Genomic DNA, 26,540 nt, shown 5'->3' on the forward strand with positions numbered 1-26,540 from the left:
AAATCCACGAAAAAATGAAAAAAACATTCAGCCTACTGGGGCTTTCTGTCATGATGACTCTTTCCGCTCAGAACATCAGCGAACAACTGGCTAAAGCCACACAACAATTATTAAGTCAGCCTAAAATGTACGCCGCTCAACTGTCTTTTTATGTAGCGGATGATGCGGGTAATTTCATCTATGAATACCAAGGCAACAAAGGGCTATCTACGGCAAGTACGCAGAAGTTGTTTACTGCCGCTGCCGCTTTGGAACTTTTGGGCAAAGACTACCGCTATCAAACCACAATGGCTTATGATGGTAACCTCCGCGATGGCGTGCTCCACGGCAATTTATACCTCCGCTCTAACGGCGACCCTACGCTGGGCAGTTGGCGCTATGAGGGTTTTCAGCCGCAGGATTTTTTATCGAAAATGAGCCAAGCTTTAGCCCACCAAGGCATCCAATCCATTGAGGGCGACTTGATTATAGATGATTGTTTTTTTGATTTTCAAACCATTCCTGGGGGCTGGTCGTGGAATGATTTAGGCAACTATTATGGTGCTGGCGTCTGGGGTGTTAATTGGCGAGAAAATCAGTTTGACCTCCATATTCAAGGCGGAAGCCAAGCAGGGAAACCTACCCAATTTAAAGGCTTTTCTTATCCATTGGTGGGCGTTTCTTGGGTTAATGAAACCACTTCTGGAAGTCCAAAATCTGGCGACCAGAGTTATATTTATACCGCCCCGCATAGCCCTGTGGCATACATCAACGGCTCACTACCAGCGGGGAAAACTACTACCGTTTCTGGGGCGGTACCTAATCCGCCGTTGCAACTGGGAACGGAAATTCTTAAAACTTTACAGTCGGCGCACATTTCATTTTCTGGACAATTGAAAACAACAAGCCAGCAACGCATTCAGCAACAGGTTGTTGCATCATTTCCTGAGGCGTCTATATTCTTCACTTATAACTCGCCGCCGTTGGAAAAAATCGTTTATTGGTTCCTTAGAAAGAGTGTGAACCTCTATGGCGAAACTTTGGTAAAAACAATAGGAATGCAGCAAAATCACCGTTCAGATTTTGGCAGTAGTGTGGCTTTGCTTCAAGATTTTTGGAAAAACAAAGGCATCCGCACAGCTATGATTAACTTTGCTGATGGCAGTGGGCTTTCGCCACAAAATTACGCCTCGGCGCGCGCCGAAGTTCAAGCCTTGGTTTGGAGCAAAAAGCAAGCGTGGTTCCCTACTTTTTACGAGGCGTTGCCCATTTATAACGGGATGAAAATGAAAAGCGGTACCATAAAATCTACCAAAGCTTATGCGGGCTACCACACTTCTAAAAGCGGAAAACACTATATTTTCTCCATCATCGTTAATAATTATGAGGGCAGTAGCATCAATGCGGAATTATTTAAAGTTTTAGATGTTTTAAAGTAAATTTTCAGTCATAAAATTAAGATTGTCAATACTTTAAAAATAAGCCGCTAAAAATGAAATTCATTTATGAAGAAAAATAAATTCTTATTTTCTAAAATCAACCTGATGGTTTTGTTTGTGACTTTCAGCGTTGTGGTGTTTGCAATTACGGCGTATTCCTTCATTATTGTGAAAGATTTACGCCAAAATGAAGCCCGCAATATGATTGTTTTTGCCAAGGCGATGCGTTTTCTCCAAGATGAAGACCAAGGCGATGCCAGAATGCTAGAACTGATACAAGAAATCATCATCACCAATGACAATATTCCCATTATCGTTACCGATGAAAAGGGCAATCCGCTTCCAGATTTAATTAAAAATATCCCTGACGATATTAAAGACAACCCCGAGAAATTACATCAAAGGTTGGCACAAATGAAGGCTTCATATCCACCTTTTGAGCTTCAAATTTCGGATACCCACACGCAGTATTTATATTTTGATAATTCGGATTTGATGAATAAACTCCGCTATTATCCTGCGCTGTTGGGCTTTTTTATTGTGCTTTATTTGCTCCTTTCTTACTGGTTTTTAAAAACGATAAAGAAAACCGATGAAGGCTATCTTTGGGCAGGGCTTGCCAAGGAAACCGCCCACCAAATAGGCACGCCACTATCTTCTATGATTGGCTGGATAGAGATCCTCAGGATGGAAAACGAACACAGTATGGGCGTTAAAGAAATAGAAAAAGACATCCATAGGCTGACCACCATTTCGGAACGATTTTCAAAAATAGGCTCTATCCCAGAGCTGAATGATTTTAACATCAACGAAACCCTGCAACAGAACTACGACTATCTTAAATCTCGGATTTCTAAGAAAATCAAATTTACGCTCAACTTGCCTGAACAGCCTATTTTGGTGGCACACAACCGCATTCTGATGAGTTGGGTTATTGAGAATTTAACCAAAAATGCCGTAGATGCGATGAAAGGCGAGGGGAGCCTCAATATTCACCTCTACGAAAAACAGAAAAAAGTCTATATAGATGTGCAAGATACAGGCTGCGGGATGAGTTCTCAACAAGCGCGAAACATCTTTAAACCAGGTTATTCCACCAAGAAAAGAGGCTGGGGCTTGGGCTTATCCTTGGCACGGCGCGTTATTAAAGAGTACCACCGTGGCGACATTCGGTTGCTCTCTACCGAGGTAGGGAAGGGCACCGCATTTAGGATAGAAATTAAAAATGAAGCCTCATCATAAAACGAGACTTTTTATTATTTATTCTGCAATTCTTCGGTTGATTTTTAAGAAAAAGCGTCGCACCAAAAACAGTGCTGAAATGGTCAGCCCCAAACCTAAAGCAATCCACATTCCGAAAGCGCCCATCTCCATGGTAATACAGAGAAAATACCCCAGCGGAATAGTAATCACCCAATAGGCGATAAAAGTGATAAAACTCGGGATTTTAACATCTTGAAGCCCTCTCAATAAACCCAAAGCTGTGACCTGAACGCCATCTGATAACTGAAAAAGAGAAGCGATAATCAACAATTGCGAGGCTAAAGCAATCACTTCAGTTTCGTGGGGTTTGGTGAAAAAAGTAGGGAGAATATGTCGCCCAAGAATAAAGCCTAAACCACACATCAGCATAAACATAAAGGCTATTTTGAGGTTATTTTTGCCCACATTTTTTACCGCCAAAAAGTTTTTTTCGCCCACTCTGTTGCCCACCATAATAGTAGAAGCCACGCTAAAACCAATGCAAAGATTAAAAGTAACCGATGCCATACTCAGCGCTATTTGGTGTGCCGCAATGTCCTTAGCACTCACCAAACCACAGATGAAAGCCGCACCAGCAAAGGCGGTAACCTCAAAGAACATTTGCATAGCCATAGGGAAACCTAACCTCAATAGATGGGCAAACATTTCTTTTCTAAACACTTCTATTTTAAGCGAAAAATCTTGAATATAGCGGCGAGTTATCGGATTGTTTTTCATCACAAAGAATAAGAAAATCATCATAAAAATACGCGCCAATAGCGTAGCATAGGCAGAGCCAGCCACGCCCATCGCTGGGATAAAGCCCATACCTTTAATGAAAATATAATCTAAAATAATATTGAGAATATTCGCGATGACGGTGGCTTTGGTCACGCCAATGGTAAAGGATAGCCCTTCTGAAACCTCTCGCATCGTTTGAAAAAACATAAACGGAATAATCCCAATGACTGCTATTTTAAGGTAAATTTCGGCATCGGGGAGGATGTGTGTAGGCTGGTTCATATGGTACAGCATCGGGCTAATCGCGAAAATAAGCCCAACCAAAAGCAATCCTATGGCGATATTGATGACTAAACCGTGACTAAATACACTATTGATGCGCTGGTGGTCTTGCTGCGTTTGTGCCTCCGAAACCAATGGCGGAATGGCTAAAGAAAACCCTAACGCCACCACAAAAATAGAGAAGAAAATACTATTGGCAAGGGCTACAGAAGCCAGCGCATCAGCTCCTAAAAGGTTCCCCACAATGATATTGTCAAATAAATTGACCGAAATTTGCCCAACCTGCGTGAGCATCACAGGGAGTGCCAACTGAAAGAGGCGCTTGGTATAAGTAGGGTCTAAAAATGCCATAGTCCAATATTTTTAAGGTTTTATAAAAAATCAAAGTTTATGAAAAACATAAACTTTGACCTCTTTTTTTATTGATATATAAAAGTTTATTTTTTCACAAAATCGGTAATGTCTTGAGCGCTCACAGGGTCTTCGCCTAAGATGATTAAACGCTCTACCACATTCCTAAGCTCGCGGATGTTGCCCGTCCAATCATAATTTTGTAGGGCTTTAATGGCTTCTTTGCTAAATTGTTTGACTGGCGCGCCATTTTCTGCCGCTATATATTGTGCAAAATGCTCCACCAATAGAGGGATATCCTCCTTTCTATCGTTAAGGGCGGGCACTTGAATTTCTATCACCGAAAGCCTGTGGTAGAGGTCTTCTCTAAATTTGCCCTCGGCAATTTCTTTTTGTAAATCCTTATTGGTTGCCGCCAGCACCCTCACATCGATCTTGATTTCCTTATCACTGCCTACTGGGGACACTTTATTTTCTTGCAAAGCTCTGAGAACTTTTGCTTGTGCCACCAAGCTCATATCGCCAATTTCATCTAAGAAAATGGTGCCGCCATTGGCTTGCTCAAACTTTCCAGATTTGTCCTTAACCGCACCTGTAAAAGAGCCTTTGGTATGCCCAAACAACTCACTTTCAATAAGTTCGGAAGGGATTGCAGCACAATTGACTTCCACCATCGGTCCTTTAGAGCGATCGCTTTGGGCGTGTAGTGCGTGGGCAACTAACTCTTTACCAGCACCATTGGGACCCGTAATCATCACCCGAGCGTCTGATGGCGCCACTTTGTCAATCATCTCTTGGATTTTTTTCAAAGCATCAGATTCTCCAATCATCTGGTATTTTTTGTGAACCTTCTTTTTAAGTTGATGATTTTCTTTTTTAAGGTTCTGATTGGTTTCTTGTAACTTGCCGTGGTTCAGCGCATTCCGAACACTGGTAATCAGTCGGTTAAGGTCAATTGGTTTTTCGATAAAATCATAAGCCCCTTGTTTTAGACACTCTACGGCTGTTTTAACATCGCCGTGGGCAGAGATCATCACAAAAGTAGATTCTGGCTTGAGCTCTACGGCTTTTTGCAACAATTCTGTCCCCGAAAGTTTTGGCATTTTAATATCAGAAATGACCAACGAAAAGTCTTCTTTTTCTATCATTTTATAAGCCTCTAAACCATCTTGAGCGATGGTAATTTCATAGTCCTTCATCTCCTCAGAGAGGATATTTTTGAGGAGTCCAGAGATGGCTTTTTCGTCTTCTACGATTAAAATTTTCATGGGGCAAAGATAAGTATTTAATTTAAAATCATTTATGCAGAATAATCTCTTTCGCCAAAAATAGCAGAGCCAATGCGCACGGAATTGGCACCGCAAGCTATCGCCAATGGAAAATCGTGGCTCATTCCCATGGATAGGGTTTCCAACTGATACAAAGGCGCAAGTTCATCATAGAAGTTTTTAAGCCTCAAAAACTCCTGTTGAACGGTGTTTTCATCATCGGTAAAAGTGGCGATGCCCATCAATCCTTTTAATGCGATATGTGGATAAAGCCCTTGTGAAATTTCCTCGGCTAAAGCTTTAGCTTCGGCGATGTCCATTCCTGTTTTGGTGTCTTCTTGCGCTATTTTTACTTGGAGTAGAATAGGAATAATGCGTTGGTTTTTCTCGGCTTGCTTGTTGATTTCTTGGAGTAATTTTTTGGAATCCACACTCTGAATCAACGCTACGAATGGCGCTATATATTTGACTTTGTTGGTTTGCAGATGTCCTATCAGGTGCCATTCTATATCGGCAGGAAGGAGCGGTTGCTTGGCGATCATTTCTTGCACTTTATTTTCACCGAATGCCCTTTGCCCTAACTGATAAATGGTCTGGATTTTCTCCACTGGATGGGTTTTGGAAACTGCCACAAGCTGGATAGACTCTGGCAAGGATTGTTTTATTGCGTGATAATTTTCTTCTAAGCTCATCATTGATTTTTTTAGGTAGGACAAAAATAAGAAAAACCGCACTAAGGCGGTTTTTGTTGAATTTAAAAATAATTTAAGAATAAATTATTTTCTCAATAAATCTCTAATTTCAGTTAGAAGTTCCTCTTGTGTAGGTCCTGCAGGTGCTTCTGGCTCTTCTTTTTTCATTTTATTTGCAGATTTAATCAATACAAATAATACAATAGCAATACACAAGAAGTTGATGATGGCAGCAAGGAAGTTACCGTACTTCACGCCATTCCAAGATAATTGTGCGATGTTCTCTGCACCTACAGCTTTTAGCGCTGGGTTAAGCAATAATGGCGTAATCACATCATCTACCAAAGAAGATACGATTTTTCCAAACGCCCCACCGATAATTACCGCTACCGCAAGGTCTACTACATTACCTTTGAAGGTAAACTCTTTAAATTCTTTTACGAATCCCATAATTTGTGTTTTAAAATTTTAAAGCGGCAAAATTAGTAAAATATTTTTAATAATAAATAGGATTGTTAAAAAATAATTAAGCTACCGTTTCTGCTTTAAAACCCGCTTTTTTCACCACTTCTGAGATTTGTTCTGGGGTAAGATTTTTTGCTTTTACGGTTAAAATTTTGTCCTTATTATCTGTATCTACATGCCATTCGGAAATGTTGGCTTCGCCGTCTAAATGCGGTTTTACAGAAGATACACAACCACTGCAATTGATATTGGTTTTAAATTTAAATTCTTGATTTTCCATTGTATTGTTGTTTTAAGATTTAGCAAATATCGTGATTTATTTTTAAAGATTAAGATTTCCATTTAAGCCTTAGACTATTGGTGACCACGCTAACACTACTGAGCGCCATCGCTGCCCCTGCAATCATCGGGTTGAGGAGAAAGCCATTGATAGGGTAGAGCACACCCGCAGCAATAGGAATACCGATGATGTTATATATAAACGCCCAAAATAAATTCTGTTTAATGGTGGCTACGGTTTGTTTAGAAAGGCGAATGGCTTGCGGAATTTTCTTTAAATCCGAAGAAATGATGGTCATCTTAGCCACTTCCATTGCGACATCAGAGCCTTTCCCCATCGCGATGCTCACATCCGCCGTTGCCAAAGCGGTGCTATCGTTAATGCCATCGCCCACCATTGCGACGGTTTTGCCTTGTTGTTGCAAGTCTTTCACAAAATCGGCTTTGTCCTGCGGAAGCACTTCGGCTTTATAATGGGGGATGCCCGTTTGCTGTGCCATAGCTTGGGCAGTGGCGGCATTATCCCCAGTGAGCATATAGACCTCTATACCCATATTCTGAATTTCTCGAATAGCCTCCACCGAAGTCGTTTTAATCTGGTCGGCAATGGCAACCACCGCGAGCGCCTTCTCTAAATCGGCAAACCAAATGACCGTTTTTGCTGTTTTTCGCCATTCTTCGGCTTGTTGCATTAAAGTCTGGTCTATGCTAATATGCTGCGCTTCCAACCATTTTTGATTGCCTACCACATAAGTTTTTTGTTCAAAATCGGCTTGTACACCTTTGCCTGTAATACTGTCAAAATGGCTGATTTCTAACTTTTGAATTGAAGCATTTTTTTCTAAATATTGCACCACAGCCTCGGCTAAGGGGTGTTCAGATTGTTTTTCAATACTATACAAAACGCTTTCTGCTTGTGGTGTGCCATTAAGCCAATGTATCCCTGAAACTTGGGGCTTTCCTTCGGTTATGGTTCCTGTTTTATCTAAAATAATCGCGGTGATTTTCTCGGCTTTTTCAAGACTTTCGGCATCTTTGATGAGGATGCCTTGTTCGGCACCTTTGCCCACGCCAACCATAATAGCGGTAGGCGTAGCCAAGCCCAAAGCACACGGACACGCGATAATCAGCACGGTAATGGCAGAGAGCAAGCCTTGGAAAAAGCCTTCCTCGCCACCGAAAATCCACCACACAAGCCAAGTAACCAAAGCAATGCCTAAAATCGTCGGTACAAAAATCCGCGCAATTTTATCCACTAATTTTTGAACGGGTGCTTTGCTGCCTTGGGCATCTTGAACGGTTTTGATGATTTGTGACAAGAGGGTTTGTTTGCCCACTTTTTCGGCTTTAAACTGGAAACTTCCTTTTTGGTTAATGGTGCCTGCAAAAACTTGATCGCCCTCACTTTTGAGGACAGGAATAGGCTCGCCAGTGAGCATACTTTCATCAACATAAGACTGCCCAGAGCTCACCACACCGTCTACCGCAATTTTTTCGCCTGGTTTTACTAAAATGCGATCCCCTATTGTTACAGCATCTATAGCGATGGTTTGCTCCTTGCCATCGGCTTGCACTAAGGTTACCGTTTTAGGTTGCAGTCCAATCAGTTTTTTAATGGCAGAAGAGGTGTTACCCTTGGCTTTTTCTTCCAAAAGTTTACCTAATAAAATGAAAGCGATAATCACCGCTGAAGCTTCAAAATAGATAGGCGCGTGCAATTGTTTTTGATGCCAGAAATCGGCAAAAAACAAATTAAAAACGCTGAAGCCATACGCAATTCCTGTACTGAGCGCCACCAAAGTATCCATATTGGCAGAGCGGTGTTGGGCTTGTTTCCACGCATTAACGAAGAAATCTTTTCCCAACCATAAGACCACAGGTGTTGCCAATGCCCACATAATAAAATCAGCATAAGGGAGCTGGATATTGAGCATTCCAATGAGCATCAACGGTAATGATAACGCCACTGCCCATAGGGTTTTGACTTTAAGTTGATGAAATTTTTCCGCGTGGATGGCTTCCAAAGTATCTTGTTGCTGGTCTTCGTTGTCTTCTATCAATAAATCGTAGCCCGAAGACTGCACCGCACGCTGGATTTGCTGAGGATTAACCATATTGGGCAGATATTCTACATTGAGGTTTCCAGTCGCAAAATTAACCGATGCCCCCACCACGCCAGGGAGATATTTCACCGTACTTTCGGCGCTGCCCGCACAAGAGGCACAGCTCATTCCGAGCACAGGAAAAGTCTTTTTAACAGTGCTCACGCCATAGCCTAAATCCCGAATGGCTTGCACAGCTTGTTGGGTGATTTCTGGAGAATCCACCGTAATGACCGCTTGATGATTGTTGAGCTCTACACGATGAGCGGAAATGCCTTGGACTTGGCTCAAACCTTGATCTACAATGAGCGCGCAATGTTCGCTTTCGACATGTTCTAATGGGAGTTCTATCTGAGCATTTGCCATTATTTTAATATTTTTATGTTAGAAAATCAGTGAGGTTTAGCGGTTTAATGGAAGGAAAGAAAACTTATTTTTTATGCCAAAATGTCAGGCTGTTTCTACCTTATTAAACATCGATTAAGTTGTGATAAAAATATGCCAAATTTTAAAATGAAGCCTCTATATTTAGAATATTTTAATTATTTTTGCCCTCTATATAACTTTACGAATTTATGATGACTTCGCAACAGATACGCCAGCAATTTTTGGATTTTTTTAAAAGTAAAAACCATTTAATTGTCCCTTCGGCACCTATTGTTCTCAAAGATGACCCTACCTTGATGTTTTCTAACTCAGGGATGACGCAGTTTAAAGATTATTTTTTAGGCTACAAAACACCACAGTCGCCAAGAATAGCCGATACTCAAAAATGCCTTAGAGTGTCTGGGAAACACAATGATTTGGACGATGTAGGGCGAGATACTTATCATCATACGATGTTTGAAATGCTGGGCAACTGGTCGTTTGGCGATTATTTTAAAAAAGAAGCCATCGCCTTTGCTTGGGAACTTCTTACCAAGATTTATAAAATCCCAAAAGAAAACCTTTATGTAACAGTTTTTGAAGGTGACCAATCCGAAAATTTAGAAAAAGATACCGAGGCTTATAACTTCTGGAAATCGCATATTGATGAATCTCGCATCCTCAATGGTAATAAAAAAGACAACTTTTGGGAAATGGGGGAGAGCGGTCCTTGTGGGCCTTGTTCAGAAATCCATATAGACCTGAGAACGGAAGAAGAAAAAGCCAAAATACCAGGCAAAGATTTGGTCAATCAAGACCACCCTCAAGTGGTAGAAATCTGGAATTTGGTATTTATGGAATTCAACAGAAAAGCCGATGGAAGCTTGGAAAAACTGCCTTCTCGGCATGTGGATACTGGAATGGGCTTTGAGCGGCTTTGTATGGCGCTACAAGGCAAATCTTCCAACTATGATACCGATGTTTTTACACCGTTGATTGAAAAAGTAGAGCAAATTTCAGGTAAAAAATACGGTGGTCTTTTAGAAGACGAAAAAGATATTGCCATTCGTGTGGTGGTGGATCATATTCGTGCAGTGGTGTTTGCTATAGCTGATGGACAACTGCCTTCTAACAATGGCGCTGGCTATGTGATTAGAAGAATTTTAAGGCGTGCTATTTCCTACGCTTATCGTTTTTTAGACATTAAAGAACCGTTTTTGTATCAGCTGGTGGCGGTGCTAAAAGATCAAATGGGCGCCTTTTTCCCAGAGATGGTGAAGCAAGAAAAATTAGTCACAGAGGTTATCAAAGAAGAAGAAATCTCTTTCCTTAAAACCATAGAACACGGTTTGGTACGGTTAGAGCACATCATCCAAGAGACTTTAAGTCAAGGCAAGAAAACCCTACCTGGTGCTGCCGTTTTTGAACTTTATGATACTTATGGTTTTCCTGCCGATTTATCAAGAATCATCGCGGAAGAGAAGAAATTAACCGTAGATGAGGCAGGTTTTGATGAAGAAATGACAAAGCAAAAACAGCGTTCTAAACAATCTTCTGCCCAAAAAGTAGACGATTGGGTGATTTTGAAAGAAACCCCAGAAACCTTTGTGGGGTATGATGAGTTAGAGGCAGATACCCAAATCACGCGCTACCGAAAAATAGAAAATAAAGATGGCGTATTTTATCAAATTGTGCTTAGCCAAACGCCTTTCTATGCCGAAGGTGGTGGTCAGGTGGGCGACCGTGGGTGGCTCAGTAATGCGGAAGGTCGTTTTGAAATTTTAGATACCAAAAAGGAAAACAACCTCAATATTTCCATTGTTAAAGACTTGCCAAAAGCGCCAGAAGCGAAATTTCAAGCGGTGGTCAATCGTGATTTACGCAAAAACACCCAAGCCAACCACTCGGCAACGCACTTGCTACACGAGGCTCTCCGCGAGGTTTTAGGCACTCATGTGGAGCAAAAAGGCTCTTTTGTAGGCCCTGATTATCTCCGTTTTGATTTCTCTCATTTTTCTAAAATGTCGGAGGAAGAATTGCTAAGCGTAGAGCAAAAAGTGAATGATAAAATCAGAGCCAATATCGCATTAAAAGAATACCGAAATATCCCTATCCAAGAGGCTTTAGACAAAGGTGCTATGGCACTTTTCGGCGAAAAATATGGCGACAATGTGAGGATGATAGAGTTCGGAAGTTCTAAAGAACTTTGTGGCGGTACGCACGCACAATCTACAGGGGAAATTGGTTGGTTTAAAATCACTTCGGAAAGCTCTACTGCGGCAGGTATTCGTAGGATAGAAGCCATTTCTGGAGATAAAGCCACGGCTTATTTTAAAGATTTAGAAACACAAATGCAGCAAATGGCTCAGCTTTTAAAATCCAAAGAAGTTTATAGAGCCGTGGAAAAATTGCTTGATGAGCATCAGAAGTTAAAATCAGAGGTAGAACAACTGAAAAAGGAAATCGCCAAGGCAGAAACCGCCGATTGGAAAAACCAATACATCACCCAAAGCGACAAGCAAGTTTTAGTGAAAACCACGGCGATGGATGCGGCATCGATAAAAGATATTGTATTCCAGCTGAAAAAAGAAGTGCCAAAATCATTGACCATTATTCTATCCAATGCCCAAGGCAAGCCGATGATTAGCGTGGGCGTTTCCGAAGATTTGGAAGGTCAGTATCACGCGGGCAACATCGTGAAAGAACTCGCCAAGGAAATCCAAGGCGGCGGTGGCGGTAACCCAGGTTTTGCCACAGCGGGTGGTAAAAATTTGGAGGGCTTAGCCAAAGCTGAGGAAAAAGCCAAGGCGCTTTAAATTGATAATTGCACCAAAAGTTCAAGAGGACAACGCTGGTTTTAGAATCTTGAACTTTTTTAAATTTTAGCTTATGTTATTCAAAACTTCTTTAAACACGCCGCTGGGGGAGATGATCGCTGTCGCCCATACGCAAGGGATCAGCCTTTTAGCTTTTTCTGATGAAAAAACGGTAGATCGAGATATTCAGCAAATAGAAAAAACCTTGCAAACTGAGGTTAAAGAAGGGGAGAACACGTATCTGCATCAGTTAAAACAAGAATTAGAAGCCTATTTTAACGGCAATTTGAAAGCATTCACAGTGCCTTTATTTACGGTGGGAACGCCTTTCCAGAAGTCGGTTTGGGAGGTTTTACAAAAAGTTCCGTATGGCGAAACCAAAACCTACGCCCAGCAAGCTCTCGCATTGGGCAAGCCTAAATCGGTGAGAGCGGTTGCCAATGCCAATGGTCAAAATAAAATTGCAATTGTCATTCCTTGCCATCGGATTATCGGTTCCAATGGCACTTTAACAGGCTATGCTGGCGGACTTTGGCGGAAACAAAAACTACTGGAATTAGAAAAATCCATTTTACTCTAAGCCTTATTTTATCGCCCAAAAACTGAATGGATGGAACTGTTGACCATTAAAAATTTGTCATTTGCCTACCCTGATGCTTTGCCTATTTTTGAAGATTTGAATTGGCAATTTCAACGAGGAAAAATCATCGGTATTGCAGGGGAGAGTGGTTGCGGAAAATCTACTTTGCTGAGTCTGATTTATGGTCTTTTGGATTGGCAAAAAGGGACTATTTTTTTTGATGGACAACCTATTTTTGGACCCAAAGCCAACATTGTCCCTGGCGAAAAGGAAATGAAATTGGTGGCTCAGAATTATGATTTGATGCCCTATGGAACGGTTTATGATAATGTAGGGCAATTTATTTCTAACATCAATTTAGAGGAAAAAAGGCGAAAAGTACAGCAATTATTAGCCGTGGTAGGCTTGGAAGAATTGGCGGATAAACAGCCGCATTTTCTTAGTGGTGGGCAGCAACAGCGCGTGGCAATTGCCAGAGCTTTATCATCAATGCCAAAACTTTTGCTTTTAGATGAACCTTTTAGCCATCTGGACATCGCCCGAACGATCAGCTTGAGAAAGCGGCTGTTTTCTTACGCCAAAGCCAATGGCATCAGTGTGCTTATTTCTACGCACAATCTGCAGGAGATTATGCCTTGGTTAGATGAAATTTTAATTCTAAAAAATGGCGAAATCATCCAAAATGATACGCCAGAATCGGTTTATCATCATCCTAAAAATGAATATGTAGCCCAACTTTTTGGCGAGGTTAACTTCCTTGATGCTGAAACTCAAAAGCAACTCCAATGGGAGAAAACAATGTATTATCCACATCAAATTAAAATTTCTGAAGATGGTGTGCCCGCCGAAGTTGTGGAGAGTTTATTTGCTGGAAGTTACTTTTGGAATAGGGTCAAAATAAAAGATACCACCCTGATTGTCTATTCTGAGCGGCATCTTCATGGTGTGGTGAGATTAAAAGTAGACTAAGCTTTTCTCACAAATTCAGACTTGAGTCCCATAGCGCCAAAGCCATCTATTTTACAGCTGATGTTATGGTCGCTATCATAATTTAATCTTATATTTTTAACTTTCGTTCCAGCTTTTACGGGCTTTGGAGCGCCTTTTACAGGCAAATCTTTAATCACCACCACGGTATCACCATCTACAAGCTCATTGCCATTAGAATCTAAAATTTTCTCTTGACCATTAGCGGCGTAATCCTCAGGATTCCACTCATTAAAACACTGCGAACACACCATCAAATCATCTTGTGGATAGGTAAACTCCGAGCCACATTTAGGACATAAAACGATATCACTCATAACAATATAATTATTTAAACCACAAAGATAACGATTTTTGAGGAAAAGGGAAAAAGTGGCTCCCCATAAAACCTATATCTATTTTTTAAGGAGCAATTATTTCCCTTTTTAGAATGGAGACTTTCCTCCCTCACACCTTCTTCAAGGCGATTCTTTTTCGGGGGGCGTCTACTTCTAAGACCTGAACGCTGATGGGCTGATGGAGTTTTACATGGGCATTCACATCATCAACAAAACCGTCGGTGAGTTGGGAAATATGAATCAATCCGCTCTCTTTGATGCCAATATCCACAAAACAACCAAACGCCGTGATATTATTCACAATTCCGGGTAAAATCATTCCCACTTTTAGGTCGGCAAGAGTTTTTACCGTGGGGTCAAACTCAAAAATCTGGGCGTGCTGGCGAGGGTCTAAGCCTGGTTTTTCCAACTCCTTCAGAATATCACGAATGCCCAAAATACCCACTGTTTCGGTGGTGAAATCCTCAGGGTTGATTTGCTGAATTTTGGCTTTGTTGGCGATGAGTTCCGCCGTATGTAAGCCCACTTTTTTCGCCATTTTTTCCACAATAGGGTAGGCTTCGGGGTGCACCGCCGAGTTGTCGAGCGGATTTTCGCCATCTTTAATGCGAACAAAAGCGGCGGCTTGCTGGAAGACTTTTTCGCCCAAACGAGGCACTTTTTTCAAGTCATTTCGGTTGCGAAACGCCCCGTGCTCCGAGCGATAATTCACGATATTTTCTGCCATTTTGTAGCCAATCCCAGAGACATAACGCAGCAGGGATTGACTGGCGGTATTGAGGTTCACACCCACAGCATTCACGCTGTGTATCACGGTTTTATCCAGTTCTTCTTTGAGGAGCGTAGCATCTACATCGTGCTGATATTGTCCCACGCCGATGCTCTTCGGATCTATTTTCACCAACTCTGCCAGCGGGTCGCTCAGCCGCCTGCCAATGGACACCGCCCCACGCACCGTCACATCGTAATTGGGGAATTCCTCACGGGCAATTTTACTCGCCGAATAGACCGACGCCCCCGCCTCCGAAACGACAAAAACCTGCAAATCTCGGTCAAATTTGATTTTCTTCACAAAAAGTTCCGTCTCTCGGCTCGCCGTGCCGTTGCCAATCGCTATGGCTTCAATCTGATAGGTACTGACCATCGAGCGGATTTTCTTCATCGCCAATGCCGTTTCGTGCTGGGGAGCGTGCGGAAAAATGGTCTCGTTGTAGAGAAGGTCGCCCTTTTCGTCCAAACAAACCACCTTGCAGCCCGTGCGGTAGCCAGGGTCGATCGCCAGAATGCGTTTTTCGCCCAAAGGTGCCGCCAGAAGGAGCTGTTTGAGGTTGTCGGCAAAGATAGCAATCGCCTTTTCATCGGCTTTGGCTTTGGCATCGCTCAGAATTTCGTTGGCGATGGAGGGTTCCAGCAAGCGTTTGTACGCCTCGTGGCAAGCTTGGGCAATGTAGGGGGCGGTTTTCCGTTGATTTTTGATGAAGTTTTGCTCCAAAAACGCCAGTGCATCATCGGTATTGACTTCAATTTTCACTTTGATAAACCCTTCATTTTCCGCCCGAAGCATCGCCAATAATCGGTGCGAAGGTACACGAGAAAGCGACTCGTTCCAGTCAAAATATTGCTGATATTTTTGGGCATCATCGGGGTTTTCTTTGCCTTTTTTGGTGATTTTGGTAACGATTTTTGCGGTACGCTGGAAGAGCTGTCGGAGGCGTTTTCGCACGAAGATATTTTCATTGATCCACTCAGCGATGATGTCGCAAGCTCCCTGCAAAACCGCTTCTACATTGGGTCTTTCGGCGGAAATATACCGCTGGGCGGTGCGTTCTATCTCATCGGAATTTTGAGCCATCAGGATTTTTGCCAACGGCTCCAAGCCTTGCTCTCGAGCGGTATCGGCTTTGGTTTTTCGGCGTTTTTTGTAGGGTAGGTAGAGGTCTTCTAACTCCTGCAAATCAAAGGATTGCGTGATTTTTTGTTCCAATTCTGCCGATAATTGTTGCTGTTCGGCAATGGTTTTTAAGATGGTTTCCTTGCGTTTTTGGATTTCCTCGTATTGTTTTTGTCCTTTGAGGATTTGCTCAATCGCCATCTCGTCGAGGTTGCCCGTTCGGTCCTTCCGATACCGTGCGATAAACGGAATGGTGCCGCCTTCACCCAACAATTGTAAGGTATTCTCCACGGATTTTTCCGCCAATTGCGTCTGTTTCTGTATATATTGTGTGAGGGTCATTGTTGTGATTTATAAATTTTTGAGGGGCGTAAAGTTAGCAAAATAATGCTTGATTCCCTTAGAAATTGTGATTTATATTGGGGAAAACTTACATTAGTTTGGGTTAAATTTACCTTACTTAGGGGAAGTTTTACTTTAAAAAGGGGAGAGGTTGCATTAACCTGGGGAAGAGTTGCTTTAAACGGAGTAATGTTTACTTCAACTTAGGTTAAGCTTACTTTATTTGGGGTAAGCTTTATATGAAATTGTTGTTATTTGGTTAAGGAAAAAAAGACCGATATTATTTCAATCGGTCTTTTACATATTCTATTTTAGTTTTGCCATGAGGTTGGGGCGTTCCGTTTTCATCTAATGCCACCATCACGATTTTTTCTATGGTAATAATGGGCTGATGGGTCATTTTATTGCGAACTTCGCATCTTAGCGTGAGAGAGGAACTGCCGAAATGAACAGGCTCTAAGCCGATTTCTATGATATCGCCTTGCTTGGCGGAGCTCACAAAGTTGATTTCCGACATATATTTGGTCACCGTTCTAGGGTTTTCCAACTGAATGATGGCATAAAGCGCCGCTTCTTCATCAATCCATTCCAATAAACGACCGCCAAACAGCGAGTGATTAGGGTTTAAATCTTCAGGTTTTATCCATTTGCGTGTGTGATAATTCATTTATTTAGTATTTTTGGTTTGTAATAACAAAGGTACAATTCTCAATTGAACCTGCGCCCAATGCTTTATAGAAAATAACTATGGTCGCGTTTATAATTTATATTTCCCTCTTTAATTTAACATAATATAAATTATAGGACTTTTAACCTTAGCATTTTACAAATGTTTTGAAATTTAGTCCTTATTAAAATCATTAAAAATTTATTATTATGAATATTCAACTTTACAAACATAAAAAAGCCACCTCAAAAATTTTGAAATGGCTTTCTTTATTATTCAATTTTGATGAAAATATTAGACCAATAAGGCTAATGGATTTTCTAAATAGGTTCTTAAAGTTTGTAGGAATTCGGCTCCTGTAGCGCCATCTACCACGCGGTGGTCACAAGCGAGAGAAAGTTTCATCGTGTTTCCAATCACAATTTGCCCATCTTTAACCACTGGTTTTTCAATAATAGCACCTACGGATAAAATACACGCATTCGGCTGGTTGATAATTGAGGTAAAGGTCTCAATACCAAACATTCCCAAGTTAGAAATAGAGAAAGTAGAACCTTCCATTTCGTTGGCTTTCAGTCCTTTATTTTTAGCACGAGATGCCATATCTTTTACGCCTGCCGAGATTTGATTATAAGTCATAAAATCAGCATTTTTAAGCACTGGCACCACCAAACCATCAGGAATAGCCACCGCTACGCCAATATTGATATTACCATGGTGGATTATTTTGTCTCCAGCCCAACTGCTATTGATTTGCGGATGCTTTCTCAACGCCATTGCTGTGGCTTTAATCACCATATCGTTGAAAGAAACTTTGGTATCAGGCAGCGCGTTGATGTCTTTTCTCGCAGCTATCGCCTTATCCATATTGATTTCCACCATTAAGTAATAATGCGGTGCAGTGAACTTACTTTCAGAAAGTCTTTTTGCAATCACATTTCTCACTTGAGAATTTGGCGTTTCCGTATCTTCACCTGCTACAAACTGAAGCGCTGGCTGTGCCGTTGCTACCACAGGTATTGCTGATTTTTCGGCTGGTTTATAGTTTTCAATATCCTTTTTCACAATTCTGCCTTGCTCGCCAGAACCTTGCAAAGTGGAAATATCAATGCCTTTTTCTTCTGCCATTTTTTTAGCCAATGGCGAAATGGCAATCCGTGATGACACATTCTGTGTTGTAGCTGCTACAGCCACTTTCTCTGAAGTTTGGGCTTCCGCTTTTGGTTGCTCTGTAGTCATTTTATGTTCTGCTTTTGGCGCTCCACCGTTAGAAATAATGGCAGAAACATCAGTTCCCGCAGGACCGATAATTGCTAAAATTTTATCAACTTCTGCGGCATTTCCCTCGGCAACACCTTGATAAAGCATAGTGCCATCAAATTCAGATTCAAAATCTTGAACGGCTTTGTCGGTTTCTATCTCCGCTAAAACGTCGCCTTCTTTTACGGCATCGCCTACTTGTTTGTGCCATTTGGCGACTTTACCTTCCGTCATCGTATCAGAAAGGCGTGGCATTGTAATCACCTCTACCCCATCAGGAATTTCTGTTCGCTGAGTGCTTGCTGCTGTTGCGGCTTCTGCAGGTGCTTTAGTTTTAACTTCTTGATTTTCAGCGTTATTAGAAGTAGTTACTCCCCCACTAATAAGAGCGGAAACATCCTCGCCCTGCTGACCTACAATCGCTAAAATGCTGTCTACTGGTGCGGCGCTACCTTCGTTAATCCCGATGTATAATAAAGTACCATCTACCTCAGACTCAAAGTCTTGGACGGCTTTATCCGTTTCTATTTCCGCTAAAATATCGCCTTCTTTCACGGCGTCGCCTACTTGTTTATGCCATTTAGACACCTTACCTTCCGTCATCGTATCAGAGAGGCGAGGCATAGTAATAATTTCTGCCATAATTTAATTGTTTTATATGTAAGATTTTAGGTTGTATTTTAAACTAACATCCGTTAAAATCTATCTTAATTTTCTAATTTATCTAAAAAAGGGTAATTAGGTGTAGAGTACACAAAATCATAAACTTGTTCTGGATCTGGGAATGGTGAGTTCTCCATAAATTCTACACATTCTTCTACAAAAGCTTTAGATTGTTCATCTATTTTTTCCAATTCTTCTTCTGTAGCCCAGTGGTGCTCTAATATTCTTTGTTTTACCAATTCTATTGGGTCGTGTTCTTTGTGCATTGCCACTTCATCTTTGGTTCTGTAGGGTTCTGCATCAGACATAGAGTGTCCTCTGTAGCGGTAAGTTCTGGCTTCTATAAAGGTAGGTCCATCACCGCGTCTGGCTCTTTCTATGGCTTCAAAAGCAACTTCTGCCACTTTTTCTGGATCCATAGCATCTACAGGCATACAAGGCATTTCGTAGCCTAAACCTAATTTATAGATGTCCTCGTGGTTGGCGGTTCTCTTCACGGAAGTTCCCATAGCGTATTGGTTATTTTCACAAACGAAAACAACAGGAAGTTTCCAGTTCATCGCCATATTAAAGGTCTCGTGTAATGAGCCTTGGCGCACGGCACCATCTCCCATAAAGCAAACATTAACGGCTTTTCTGTCAAAATATTTATCCGCAAAAGCAATACCTGCTCCTAATGGAATTTGCCCCCCAACGATACCGTGTCCACCATAAAAACGGTGTTCTTTGCTGAAAATGTGCATAGAACCGCCCATTCCGCGCGATGTTCCAGTGGCTTTTCCACAAAGTTCGGCTAAAATCTTCTTAGGGTCTACGCCCATCGCCATAGGGTGAATGTGACAACGATAAGCGGTAATCATACTGTCTTTGCTCAAGTCCATTGCGTGTACAAACCCCGCAGGAATGGCCTCTTGCCCGTTGTATAAATGTAGGAAACCTCTGATTTTTTGCTTTAAATAAAGAGAACGACATTTGTCTTCAAAGCGTCTCCACATGGTCATATCTGCATACCATTTTAGGTAAACTTCTTTAGAAAATTCTTTCATATCAATTTAAAAATATACCGCAAAAATAAGAAATTCTTCGTTAATATAAAACTCTATTTTTTTCGTATGGAAATAAAGCCTTATTTTAGCCTCTTTAAAATTGACCTTATGCTGAAGATGGCATCCAAATATCTTTCATTTCTTTTCTATCCTTTTGTATCGCTAAGCTTTTTTTATCTCTATACTGTGCCGTTGTCCGAAGTTTTATTTTTCGGTCTGATGGTGGGGCTCCCTACTCTATTTTGGCTGATTTATAATGTTAAAAAAGGTCATTATACCGATGCTGATGTGTCGGATAGGCAGCGGCGGAAGTCGTTATACTGGTTTTTAATTGGTAATTTTATAGCGTATCAACTTGCTTTTATGCTCGTTTTTAAACATCATGATGATAAAACGCTGGCTTTTTTACTCGCTTTGGTGGTTTTATTTTTAAGTAATTTTTATGTTAAATCTTCTATGCATACTGTGCTAAACCTCGTGATTGCTGCCTTGTTTTGGGTTGCTCACTTTCAAAAAATGGCTATTTTTTGGGGATTGATGGCATTGCTGGTGGGTATAAGCCGCGTGATTCTTAAAAAACACTCTAAATTAGAGGTTTTTATGGGAATTTTAATAGGTGGTTTGGTTTCTATTCTTTATATTTGTAAAAATCTTAACTTCTAAAATCCATAAGATGATCCAAGCCCTGACCACCATGGAAGAGCAAGTAATGCAAGTGATATGGGAACTCCAAGGCGCCTTCCTCAGAGATATTATAGAGGCTTTTCCCGAGCCTAAACCGCACCAAAATACGGTGTCTACTTATGTGAAAATCTTAACCGAAAAAGGCTTTGTGAGTATAGAAAAGCACGGCAGAGTTTTCTTCTACAAAATAGAAATTTCTAAACAAGAATATCGCATTTTTCTCCTTAAAAATTTGGTTGAAAACTATTATCAAAACGAAACCAAAGAACTCCTCAACCGATTGTTAAAAGAACATTTAATCGATAAAAAAGAGGTTCTAAAAACAGCCAAAAAACTCAAAAAGAAGGGATAAAACCACTACTGAGACAGCAATTGTTCGTATTGATTCATAATCACTTCGGTAGAAAATCGTGATTGGATACTTTCTCTAATTTTCGCAGAAGAGGGTTGTGGCTGCGTTAGTAATTCCGTAATTTTTTCTGCAAATTCTTGATGATTTTCAATTGATGCAATTTCTCCATTAACCCCTGGTTGGATAATTTCTCTAATTCCCCCTGGGCAATCATTAGCCAAAGCAAAAGTACCACAAGCGCCCGCCTCTAACAAGACATTAGGGAAACCTTCATAACGAGAGGATAAAATAAACAAATCGGCAAATTTTAAATATTGATACGGATTTTTCTGTTTTCCGTGGAAAATCACTTGTTCCAATTGCAAACCTTCTTTCATCTGAAGCAAAGCCTCCCGATCCGCCCCATCGCCTAAAATATGCAAAGTAATCGGTGTGTCTTTAAGATATGAAAAGACCTTCAATAACTGATCAAAGCCCTTGCGTGCGGATAAATTACCTATGGCTACTACATTAAACTGCCTTAATTGATAGGCTTCTGGAAGTTGAGATTGAGCCAATTTATCATCAATAAATTTAAAATCTACTGGATTATTGATTTTGGTAATTTTCTGAGGTTTAATATTGAAATTATCAATTAAATCTCGTGCCATATCATCACTTTGCGCGATAATTTCGTCATAAAAATTATAAAATCGGTAAAAAAACTTAATTTCCTTTCTGGTCACATGGAGTGATGCCACATTGGTTTCCCTCGCAATAAATTTCGTTTTTGGGAACAGTTTAGTAAAAATAGAAAGATAGGCATTGACCTCGCCAAAACCTGAAAACACAATATCGGGTTTTCTCTTCCAAATTTCCCTAAGTATCGGCTTTAGCGAATGGCGAATTCGTGGGGTTTTTAGGTCTATAACTTCAATATCTTTTAAAAATTCTAAATATCCGCCTTCTTTTCTTAACAACATAATTTTAGGCACAAATAAATCTCTGGGAAGATGATTCGCTAAGGTCATCACAATGCGCTCTGCCCCACCCGTTTCCATATCTGGAAGTATAAAAATAATCTCCTTTTTCTTTGCCATATCCTAAATTAATACTGTATTGCTAAAATATTAAAATTAAATACTTAATTTTAGTTTTTATTAAAAATATAAATTCAAAAGAAAACTATCCATCTTTTTTATTTCAAAATGAATAGTTTAACCTGTATTTTTTCAGAAATTCTAATTGGCTACATCGCTAATGAACTTGATTCTCAAAAGCCTTACCTCGTCATCGGTAAGCTCATCGCCAAATTCCGCTAAAAGCACTTTCATACTATCGCTTTCGGATTCGTTCATAAACTCCATAAAATCCTCCACCAAATCTTCATCAAAATTCTCATCAATATAATAATCTATATTGAGTTTAGTTCCTTGATAAACAATGCTTTCCATTTCAGAAATCAGTTCCTCCATACTCAGGTTTTTAGCATTGGCAATGTCTTCTAAATCTATTTTTTTATCCGTATTTTGGATGATAAACACCTTGTGGCTGGATTTATTCGCGACTTTTTTCAGCACCATATCATCAGGGCGCTCTATATCGTTTTCCTCCACATAGTTTTTGATATATACCGCAAATTCTTTCCCAAATTTTCGGGCTTTTCCCTCGCCTACGCCATGCACCTTGGCAATTTCTTCAATAGTGATGGGATATTGCACCGTCATATCTTCCAAACTCGGATCCATAAAAACCGTATACGGCGGAATGCCGTGTTTCTGTGCCACTTTTTTCCGTAAATCTTTCAGTTGTGAGAAGAGCACTCGGTCTAACGCATTGCCCGCCTGCACATTCATTTGATCCGATTCCGCTTTGGTTTGAGCTAAGTTATACTCTCGGTCTTCGGCAATTAAAAAAGGTTCTTTATTCGTACCATCTAAAATGGCTTTTGCTGTATCACTAAGTTTGAGGATACCGTAAGTTTCTATATCTTTTACGATAAAACCTCTAACGGTTGCCTGCCTGATAATAGATTTCCAATAATTATCCGTTTGCGATTTTCCTTTACCGAAAAAATCAGATTTTTCTAATTTATAAGATTTGGTCACAGGGGTCTCTTTACCCATTAAAACCGCAATAATATCCTTAGTTTTAAACTTTTCTTCTAAATTTTTAATTAAATTCAGAAGCATTTTAAAATCAGGGGTTACATCTTTTAAAGTCGGTGGATTGAGGGAATTATCATCCATTTTAGCACCAGCGCCGTTAATAGGGTCAAAAGTCTCACCGAAATAATACAAAATATACTGTCTTCGGCTCATTGAGGTTTCGGCATAGCCAATCACTTCGTTGAGGAGTTGGAGGCCTATTTCCTTTTCAGACACCGATTTTTGTGCTAAAAATTTTTCTAATTTTTCAATATCCTTAGGGTCGTAAAATGCCAAACAATGCCCCTCGCCGCCATCTCGACCTGCACGACCTGTTTCTTGATAATAACTTTCTAAAGATTTTGGGAAATCGTAATGAATCACAAAACGAACATCGGGCTTGTCAATCCCCATTCCGAAAGCAATCGTTGCCACAATCACATCACAATCTTCCATCAAAAATTTATCCTGATTGGCAATTCTCGTTTTTTGGTCTAAACCCGCGTGGTAAGGCAATGCGTTGATGCCGTTCACTTGTAGCGTTTGGGCAAATTCTTCTACTTTTTTTCGACTCAGACAGTAGATAATTCCAGATTTGCCCTTGTTTTTATTGATAAATTTAACAATTTCCTTTTCCACATCCACTTTGGGGCGTACTTCGTAGAATAAATTAGGGCGATTAAAACTCTCTTTAAACACCTGTGCATCACTCATTCCCAAAGTTTTTTGGATGTCATCTTGCACCTTTGGCGTTGCTGTAGCCGTTAGCGCAATCACTGGCACTTGTGCTATTTGTTCAATAATACTTTTTAAATTTCTGTATTCTGGGCGGAAATCGTGTCCCCATTCCGAGATACAATGCGCCTCATCTATGGCTACGAACGAAATTTTAACCGATTTCAGAAACTCCAAATATTCTTCTTTTATTAAAGACTCTGGCGCCACATAGAGAAGTTTGGTTTTTCCTTTTTGAATATCATCAAACACCTGCCTTACCTGCGTTTTATTCAACGAGGAGTTGAGCACATGCGCCACACTTTCTTCAGAAGAAAGCCCATTCACGGCATCCACTTGGTTTTTCATCAATGCAATCAGCGGCGAAACCACAATGGCAGTGCCCTCAGAAATTAGCGCTGGCAGCTGGTAACACAATGATTTGCCCCCGCCTGTTGGCATAAGTACAAAGACATCTTGCCCCTCTAAGAGAGCATTAACAATAGCTTCTTGCTGACCTTTAAAAGAGGAAAAGCCAAAATGTTTTTTTAGTTCCGTGGTTAAATTATTACTTTTTTTCGTAGTCATTTTTAGTTTAGTTTACTAAATTTGCAACTTATCAAAGGTACAACTTTTTTTGATATATCCAAAATTAAATCAAATTTTATCCTTATGGATTGTTTTTAAACCACGAATATAAGAAATTTATAAATAATGAACCACCCCAATCATCATTCCGCTTATGGTGAGCACCTCATTCAAATCGGTCAGGAAGCCATCAGCATAGAAATACAAGCTTTAGAAGCCTTAAAACAGAGACTTAATCAAGATTTTGTGAAAGCCGTGGAGATGATCCATCAAGCATCTGGAAAGCTCATTGTTGTGGGCATTGGAAAATCGGCGCATGTGGGTAACAAAATTGTGGCAACCCTTAATTCTACAGGAACGCCAGCCCAATTTCTACACGCAGCCGAGGCCATCCATGGCGATTTAGGCGTGATACAGAAAAACGATGTTGTCCTCTGTATTTCCAACTCTGGAAACTCACCAGAAATTGTTAATCTGGCGCCTTATCTTAAAAAATATGCCTCGGGGTTGATTGGTGTTACGGGCAATTTGCAGTCTAAATTAGCAGAACATTCTGATGTGGTGCTCAATACTTATGTGGCGAAAGAAGCCTGCCCTAATCAACTGGCGCCCACCAGCTCTACCACGGTTCAGATGGCTCTGGGCGATGCTTTAGCGATTGCTTTAATGGAAATTAACGATTTTAAAGACACCGATTTTGCAAAATTCCACCCTGGGGGAAGTTTAGGCAAAAATCTCACGGCTACCGTCGCTCAATTTTTGTCCCCACAGAAGCCTCAAGTCTCGGAAAATGCAAGTATTAAGGAAGTGATTATTTCCATTAGTGCCTCTATGCACGGCGTAACGGTGGTAACGGAGCAAGGACAAATCAAGGGCATCATTACCGATGGCGATTTGCGAAGAATGCTGATGGAAAGCACGGATATTTCGCAAAAAAAAGCCCAAGATATTATGAGTAAAAACCCAAAAACGGTGGATAAAAACGCTTTGGCTAAAGAAGCGATGAAGATTTTAAAAACCTACAACATCGGGCAGTTGGTTGTAACCGAAGAGGGGGAATATTTTGGAATTATAGATTTGCATACCCTTTTAGACGAAGGAATATCGTAAATTTGCCAGCATAAAAAATAAAACAGTGAGTAGTACAGATAGAGAGATGTCGTTTCTTGCCCATATTGGGGAGCTTAGAGGGCATTTGGTGCGTTCTATTATCGCTATTGTGGTGGGCGGTTTAATCATTGGTATCAATATTAATTGGGTGATGGATCACATTATTTTTGGTCCTACCCGCCCAGATTTTTTGACTTTTAGAGCGGTAAATTATCTTTCAAGAATGGTGACTGGCGAAAATGCCATCTCTATGCCGAAAGAATTCCCTATCCAAGTGCGGAAATTGTTTGAGCAATTTAATATGATGATGGCGATTTCCATTGTTGGGGGGATTATCATTGCTTTTCCTTATATTGTATGGGAAATTTGGCGCTTTATCCGCCCTGCCCTGAAGCCCGAGGAGCGTAAAAATTCTATTTTTATCATCAATGGAACTTGGGTGCTTTTTATTTTGGGTGCCCTTTCTGGTTATTTTTTGGTGATGCCTTTCGTGATTAACTTTGGTTACTTTTTTAGCATTTCGGATTTCGTAAGGGTTGATATAGATTTAGCCAGTTATGTTACTATTTTGCTCCAAATGGTAGTTGGTATGGCTGTTATTTTCCTTTTTCCTATGGTAGTTTATATTTTGACCTCTTTGGAAATTCTAACGCCTCAGTTTCTGAAAACCTACCGCCGCCACGCCATTGTTTTGATTATGATTATTGCGGCGATCCTCACTCCTGCCGATATTATCAGTATGATTGCGGCGGCGCTGCCCCTCTTGGTGCTTTATGAATTGTGCATCCTGATGTCTGTGGTGGTTTATAAGCGAATAGAAAAAAGTTCTACGCTCCCAACGAAGGAAAATTAACCTTGCTTTTTTATTTTTTTAAAGCGAAGTATTGTTATTTTGATGAAATAATAGGCATTCCGCTTGTTTTGTTCTATATTCCGCTGTTAAGTTTTGGCTTTCCGCTAAAATAATAGGCATTCCGCTCGTTTTGTTCTATATTCCGCCATTGAATTTTGATTTTCCGCTAAAACGATGGGCATTCCGCTCGTTTTGTTCTATATTCCGCCATTGAATTTTGATTTTCCGCTAAAACGATGGGCATTCCGCTGGTTTTATTCTATATTCCGCTGTTAAGTTTTGATTTTCCGCTAAAACGATGGGCATTCCGCTCGTTT

The 26,540-nt window shown here is 40.6% G+C and carries 22 protein-coding genes; 9 read left to right on the plus strand and 13 right to left on the minus strand.

What is annotated here, in order from left to right; translation table 11 throughout:
• Window positions 1-14: 14 nt before the first annotated feature.
• Window positions 15-1,418, plus strand: a complete 1,404-nt coding sequence (gene dacB, locus NYR17_RS06085; RefSeq protein ID WP_302504842.1) for a D-alanyl-D-alanine carboxypeptidase/D-alanyl-D-alanine endopeptidase — start codon at window positions 15-17, stop codon at window positions 1,416-1,418.
• Between the two features lie 66 nt (window positions 1,419-1,484).
• Entirely contained in the window at window positions 1,485-2,660 is a 1,176-nt protein-coding gene (locus NYR17_RS06090; protein WP_302504843.1) for a sensor histidine kinase, read from the plus strand.
• A gap of 18 nt (window positions 2,661-2,678) precedes the next feature.
• Here NYR17_RS06090 and NYR17_RS06095 read toward each other — a convergent pair whose 3' ends face one another.
• From NYR17_RS06095 to NYR17_RS06120, 6 genes are all read right to left on the minus strand, one after another.
• Window positions 2,679-4,034 carry an MATE family efflux transporter gene (locus NYR17_RS06095; RefSeq protein ID WP_302504844.1) on the minus strand — a complete coding sequence of 452 codons (1,356 nt, stop codon included), beginning with the start codon at window positions 4,032-4,034 and terminating at the stop codon, window positions 2,679-2,681.
• An 86-nt stretch (window positions 4,035-4,120) separates the two neighbouring features.
• Window positions 4,121-5,302, minus strand: a complete 1,182-nt coding sequence (locus NYR17_RS06100; protein ID WP_302504845.1) for a sigma-54-dependent transcriptional regulator — start codon at window positions 5,300-5,302, stop codon at window positions 4,121-4,123.
• A 32-nt stretch (window positions 5,303-5,334) separates the two neighbouring features.
• Window positions 5,335-5,994: a YggS family pyridoxal phosphate-dependent enzyme gene (locus NYR17_RS06105; RefSeq protein ID WP_302507017.1), complete on the minus strand. Its 660-nt coding sequence runs from the start codon at window positions 5,992-5,994 to the stop codon at window positions 5,335-5,337.
• Between the two features lie 84 nt (window positions 5,995-6,078).
• On the minus strand, window positions 6,079-6,444 hold the full coding sequence (gene mscL, locus NYR17_RS06110; protein ID WP_302504846.1) for a large conductance mechanosensitive channel protein MscL: 366 nt from the start codon (window positions 6,442-6,444) through the stop codon (window positions 6,079-6,081).
• 76 nt (window positions 6,445-6,520) lie between these two features.
• Window positions 6,521-6,739, minus strand: a complete 219-nt coding sequence (locus NYR17_RS06115) for a heavy-metal-associated domain-containing protein (RefSeq protein WP_302504847.1) — start codon at window positions 6,737-6,739, stop codon at window positions 6,521-6,523.
• A 49-nt stretch (window positions 6,740-6,788) separates the two neighbouring features.
• Window positions 6,789-9,206 (minus strand): heavy metal translocating P-type ATPase, encoded by a 2,418-nt coding sequence (locus NYR17_RS06120; RefSeq protein ID WP_302504848.1) that lies wholly within the window; start codon window positions 9,204-9,206, stop codon window positions 6,789-6,791.
• Window positions 9,207-9,418: 212 nt separating this feature from the next.
• Between NYR17_RS06120 and alaS the strand changes: the two genes are divergently transcribed.
• The 3 genes from alaS to NYR17_RS06135 all read left to right on the plus strand — a co-directional run bounded on the left by alaS (window position 9,419) and on the right by NYR17_RS06135 (window position 13,571).
• Entirely contained in the window at window positions 9,419-12,022 is a 2,604-nt protein-coding gene (alaS, locus tag NYR17_RS06125; protein WP_302507019.1) for an alanine--tRNA ligase, read from the plus strand.
• Window positions 12,023-12,095: 73 nt separating this feature from the next.
• Window positions 12,096-12,602 (plus strand): methylated-DNA--[protein]-cysteine S-methyltransferase, encoded by a 507-nt coding sequence (locus NYR17_RS06130; RefSeq protein WP_302504849.1) that lies wholly within the window; start codon window positions 12,096-12,098, stop codon window positions 12,600-12,602.
• Between the two features lie 30 nt (window positions 12,603-12,632).
• Complete coding sequence (locus NYR17_RS06135; protein WP_302504850.1) at window positions 12,633-13,571, plus strand: ABC transporter ATP-binding protein; 939 nt, start codon at window positions 12,633-12,635, stop codon at window positions 13,569-13,571.
• On the opposite strand, the gene NYR17_RS06140 is transcribed toward NYR17_RS06135, so the two are convergent.
• The 5 genes from NYR17_RS06140 to pdhA all read right to left on the minus strand — a co-directional run bounded on the left by NYR17_RS06140 (window position 13,568) and on the right by pdhA (window position 19,796).
• On the minus strand, window positions 13,568-13,906 hold the full coding sequence (locus NYR17_RS06140) for a zinc ribbon domain-containing protein YjdM (protein ID WP_302504851.1): 339 nt from the start codon (window positions 13,904-13,906) through the stop codon (window positions 13,568-13,570). The genes NYR17_RS06135 and NYR17_RS06140 overlap by 4 nt on opposite strands.
• A 130-nt stretch (window positions 13,907-14,036) precedes the next feature.
• A complete protein-coding gene (locus NYR17_RS06145) occupies window positions 14,037-16,160 on the minus strand; it encodes a Tex family protein (protein ID WP_302504852.1) in 2,124 nt (707 codons plus the stop codon).
• Between the two features lie 280 nt (window positions 16,161-16,440).
• Entirely contained in the window at window positions 16,441-16,827 is a 387-nt protein-coding gene (locus NYR17_RS06150) for an acyl-CoA thioesterase (RefSeq protein WP_302504853.1), read from the minus strand.
• A 294-nt stretch (window positions 16,828-17,121) separates the two neighbouring features.
• Window positions 17,122-18,729: a 2-oxo acid dehydrogenase subunit E2 gene (locus NYR17_RS06155; protein WP_302504854.1), complete on the minus strand. Its 1,608-nt coding sequence runs from the start codon at window positions 18,727-18,729 to the stop codon at window positions 17,122-17,124.
• Window positions 18,730-18,794: 65 nt separating this feature from the next.
• Window positions 18,795-19,796 carry a pyruvate dehydrogenase (acetyl-transferring) E1 component subunit alpha gene (gene pdhA, locus NYR17_RS06160; RefSeq protein ID WP_302504855.1) on the minus strand — a complete coding sequence of 334 codons (1,002 nt, stop codon included), beginning with the start codon at window positions 19,794-19,796 and terminating at the stop codon, window positions 18,795-18,797.
• A 66-nt stretch (window positions 19,797-19,862) separates the two neighbouring features.
• Here pdhA and NYR17_RS06165 point away from each other — a divergent pair, with 66 nt between their 5' ends.
• Both NYR17_RS06165 and NYR17_RS06170 read left to right on the plus strand, forming a co-directional pair.
• A complete protein-coding gene (locus NYR17_RS06165; protein ID WP_302504856.1) occupies window positions 19,863-20,459 on the plus strand; it encodes an ABC transporter permease in 597 nt (198 codons plus the stop codon).
• A gap of 10 nt (window positions 20,460-20,469) precedes the next feature.
• Window positions 20,470-20,832, plus strand: a complete 363-nt coding sequence (locus NYR17_RS06170) for a BlaI/MecI/CopY family transcriptional regulator (protein ID WP_302504857.1) — start codon at window positions 20,470-20,472, stop codon at window positions 20,830-20,832.
• A gap of 5 nt (window positions 20,833-20,837) precedes the next feature.
• On the opposite strand, the gene NYR17_RS06175 is transcribed toward NYR17_RS06170, so the two are convergent.
• Both NYR17_RS06175 and recQ read right to left on the minus strand, forming a co-directional pair.
• A complete protein-coding gene (locus tag NYR17_RS06175) occupies window positions 20,838-21,911 on the minus strand; it encodes a glycosyltransferase (RefSeq protein ID WP_302504858.1) in 1,074 nt (357 codons plus the stop codon).
• A gap of 141 nt (window positions 21,912-22,052) precedes the next feature.
• Complete coding sequence (gene recQ / locus NYR17_RS06180; protein ID WP_302504859.1) at window positions 22,053-24,260, minus strand: DNA helicase RecQ; 2,208 nt, start codon at window positions 24,258-24,260, stop codon at window positions 22,053-22,055.
• 126 nt (window positions 24,261-24,386) lie between these two features.
• On the opposite strand from recQ, the gene NYR17_RS06185 reads away from it, so the two are divergent.
• Window positions 24,387-25,370 carry a KpsF/GutQ family sugar-phosphate isomerase gene (locus tag NYR17_RS06185; protein ID WP_302504860.1) on the plus strand — a complete coding sequence of 328 codons (984 nt, stop codon included), beginning with the start codon at window positions 24,387-24,389 and terminating at the stop codon, window positions 25,368-25,370.
• A gap of 46 nt (window positions 25,371-25,416) precedes the next feature.
• Window positions 25,417-26,223, plus strand: a complete 807-nt coding sequence (gene tatC / locus NYR17_RS06190; protein ID WP_302507021.1) for a twin-arginine translocase subunit TatC — start codon at window positions 25,417-25,419, stop codon at window positions 26,221-26,223.
• Window positions 26,224-26,540 lie beyond the last annotated feature (317 nt).

Source organism: Riemerella columbina, assembly GCF_030517065.1.
Lineage (GTDB): Bacteria > Bacteroidota > Bacteroidia > Flavobacteriales > Weeksellaceae > Riemerella > Riemerella columbina_A.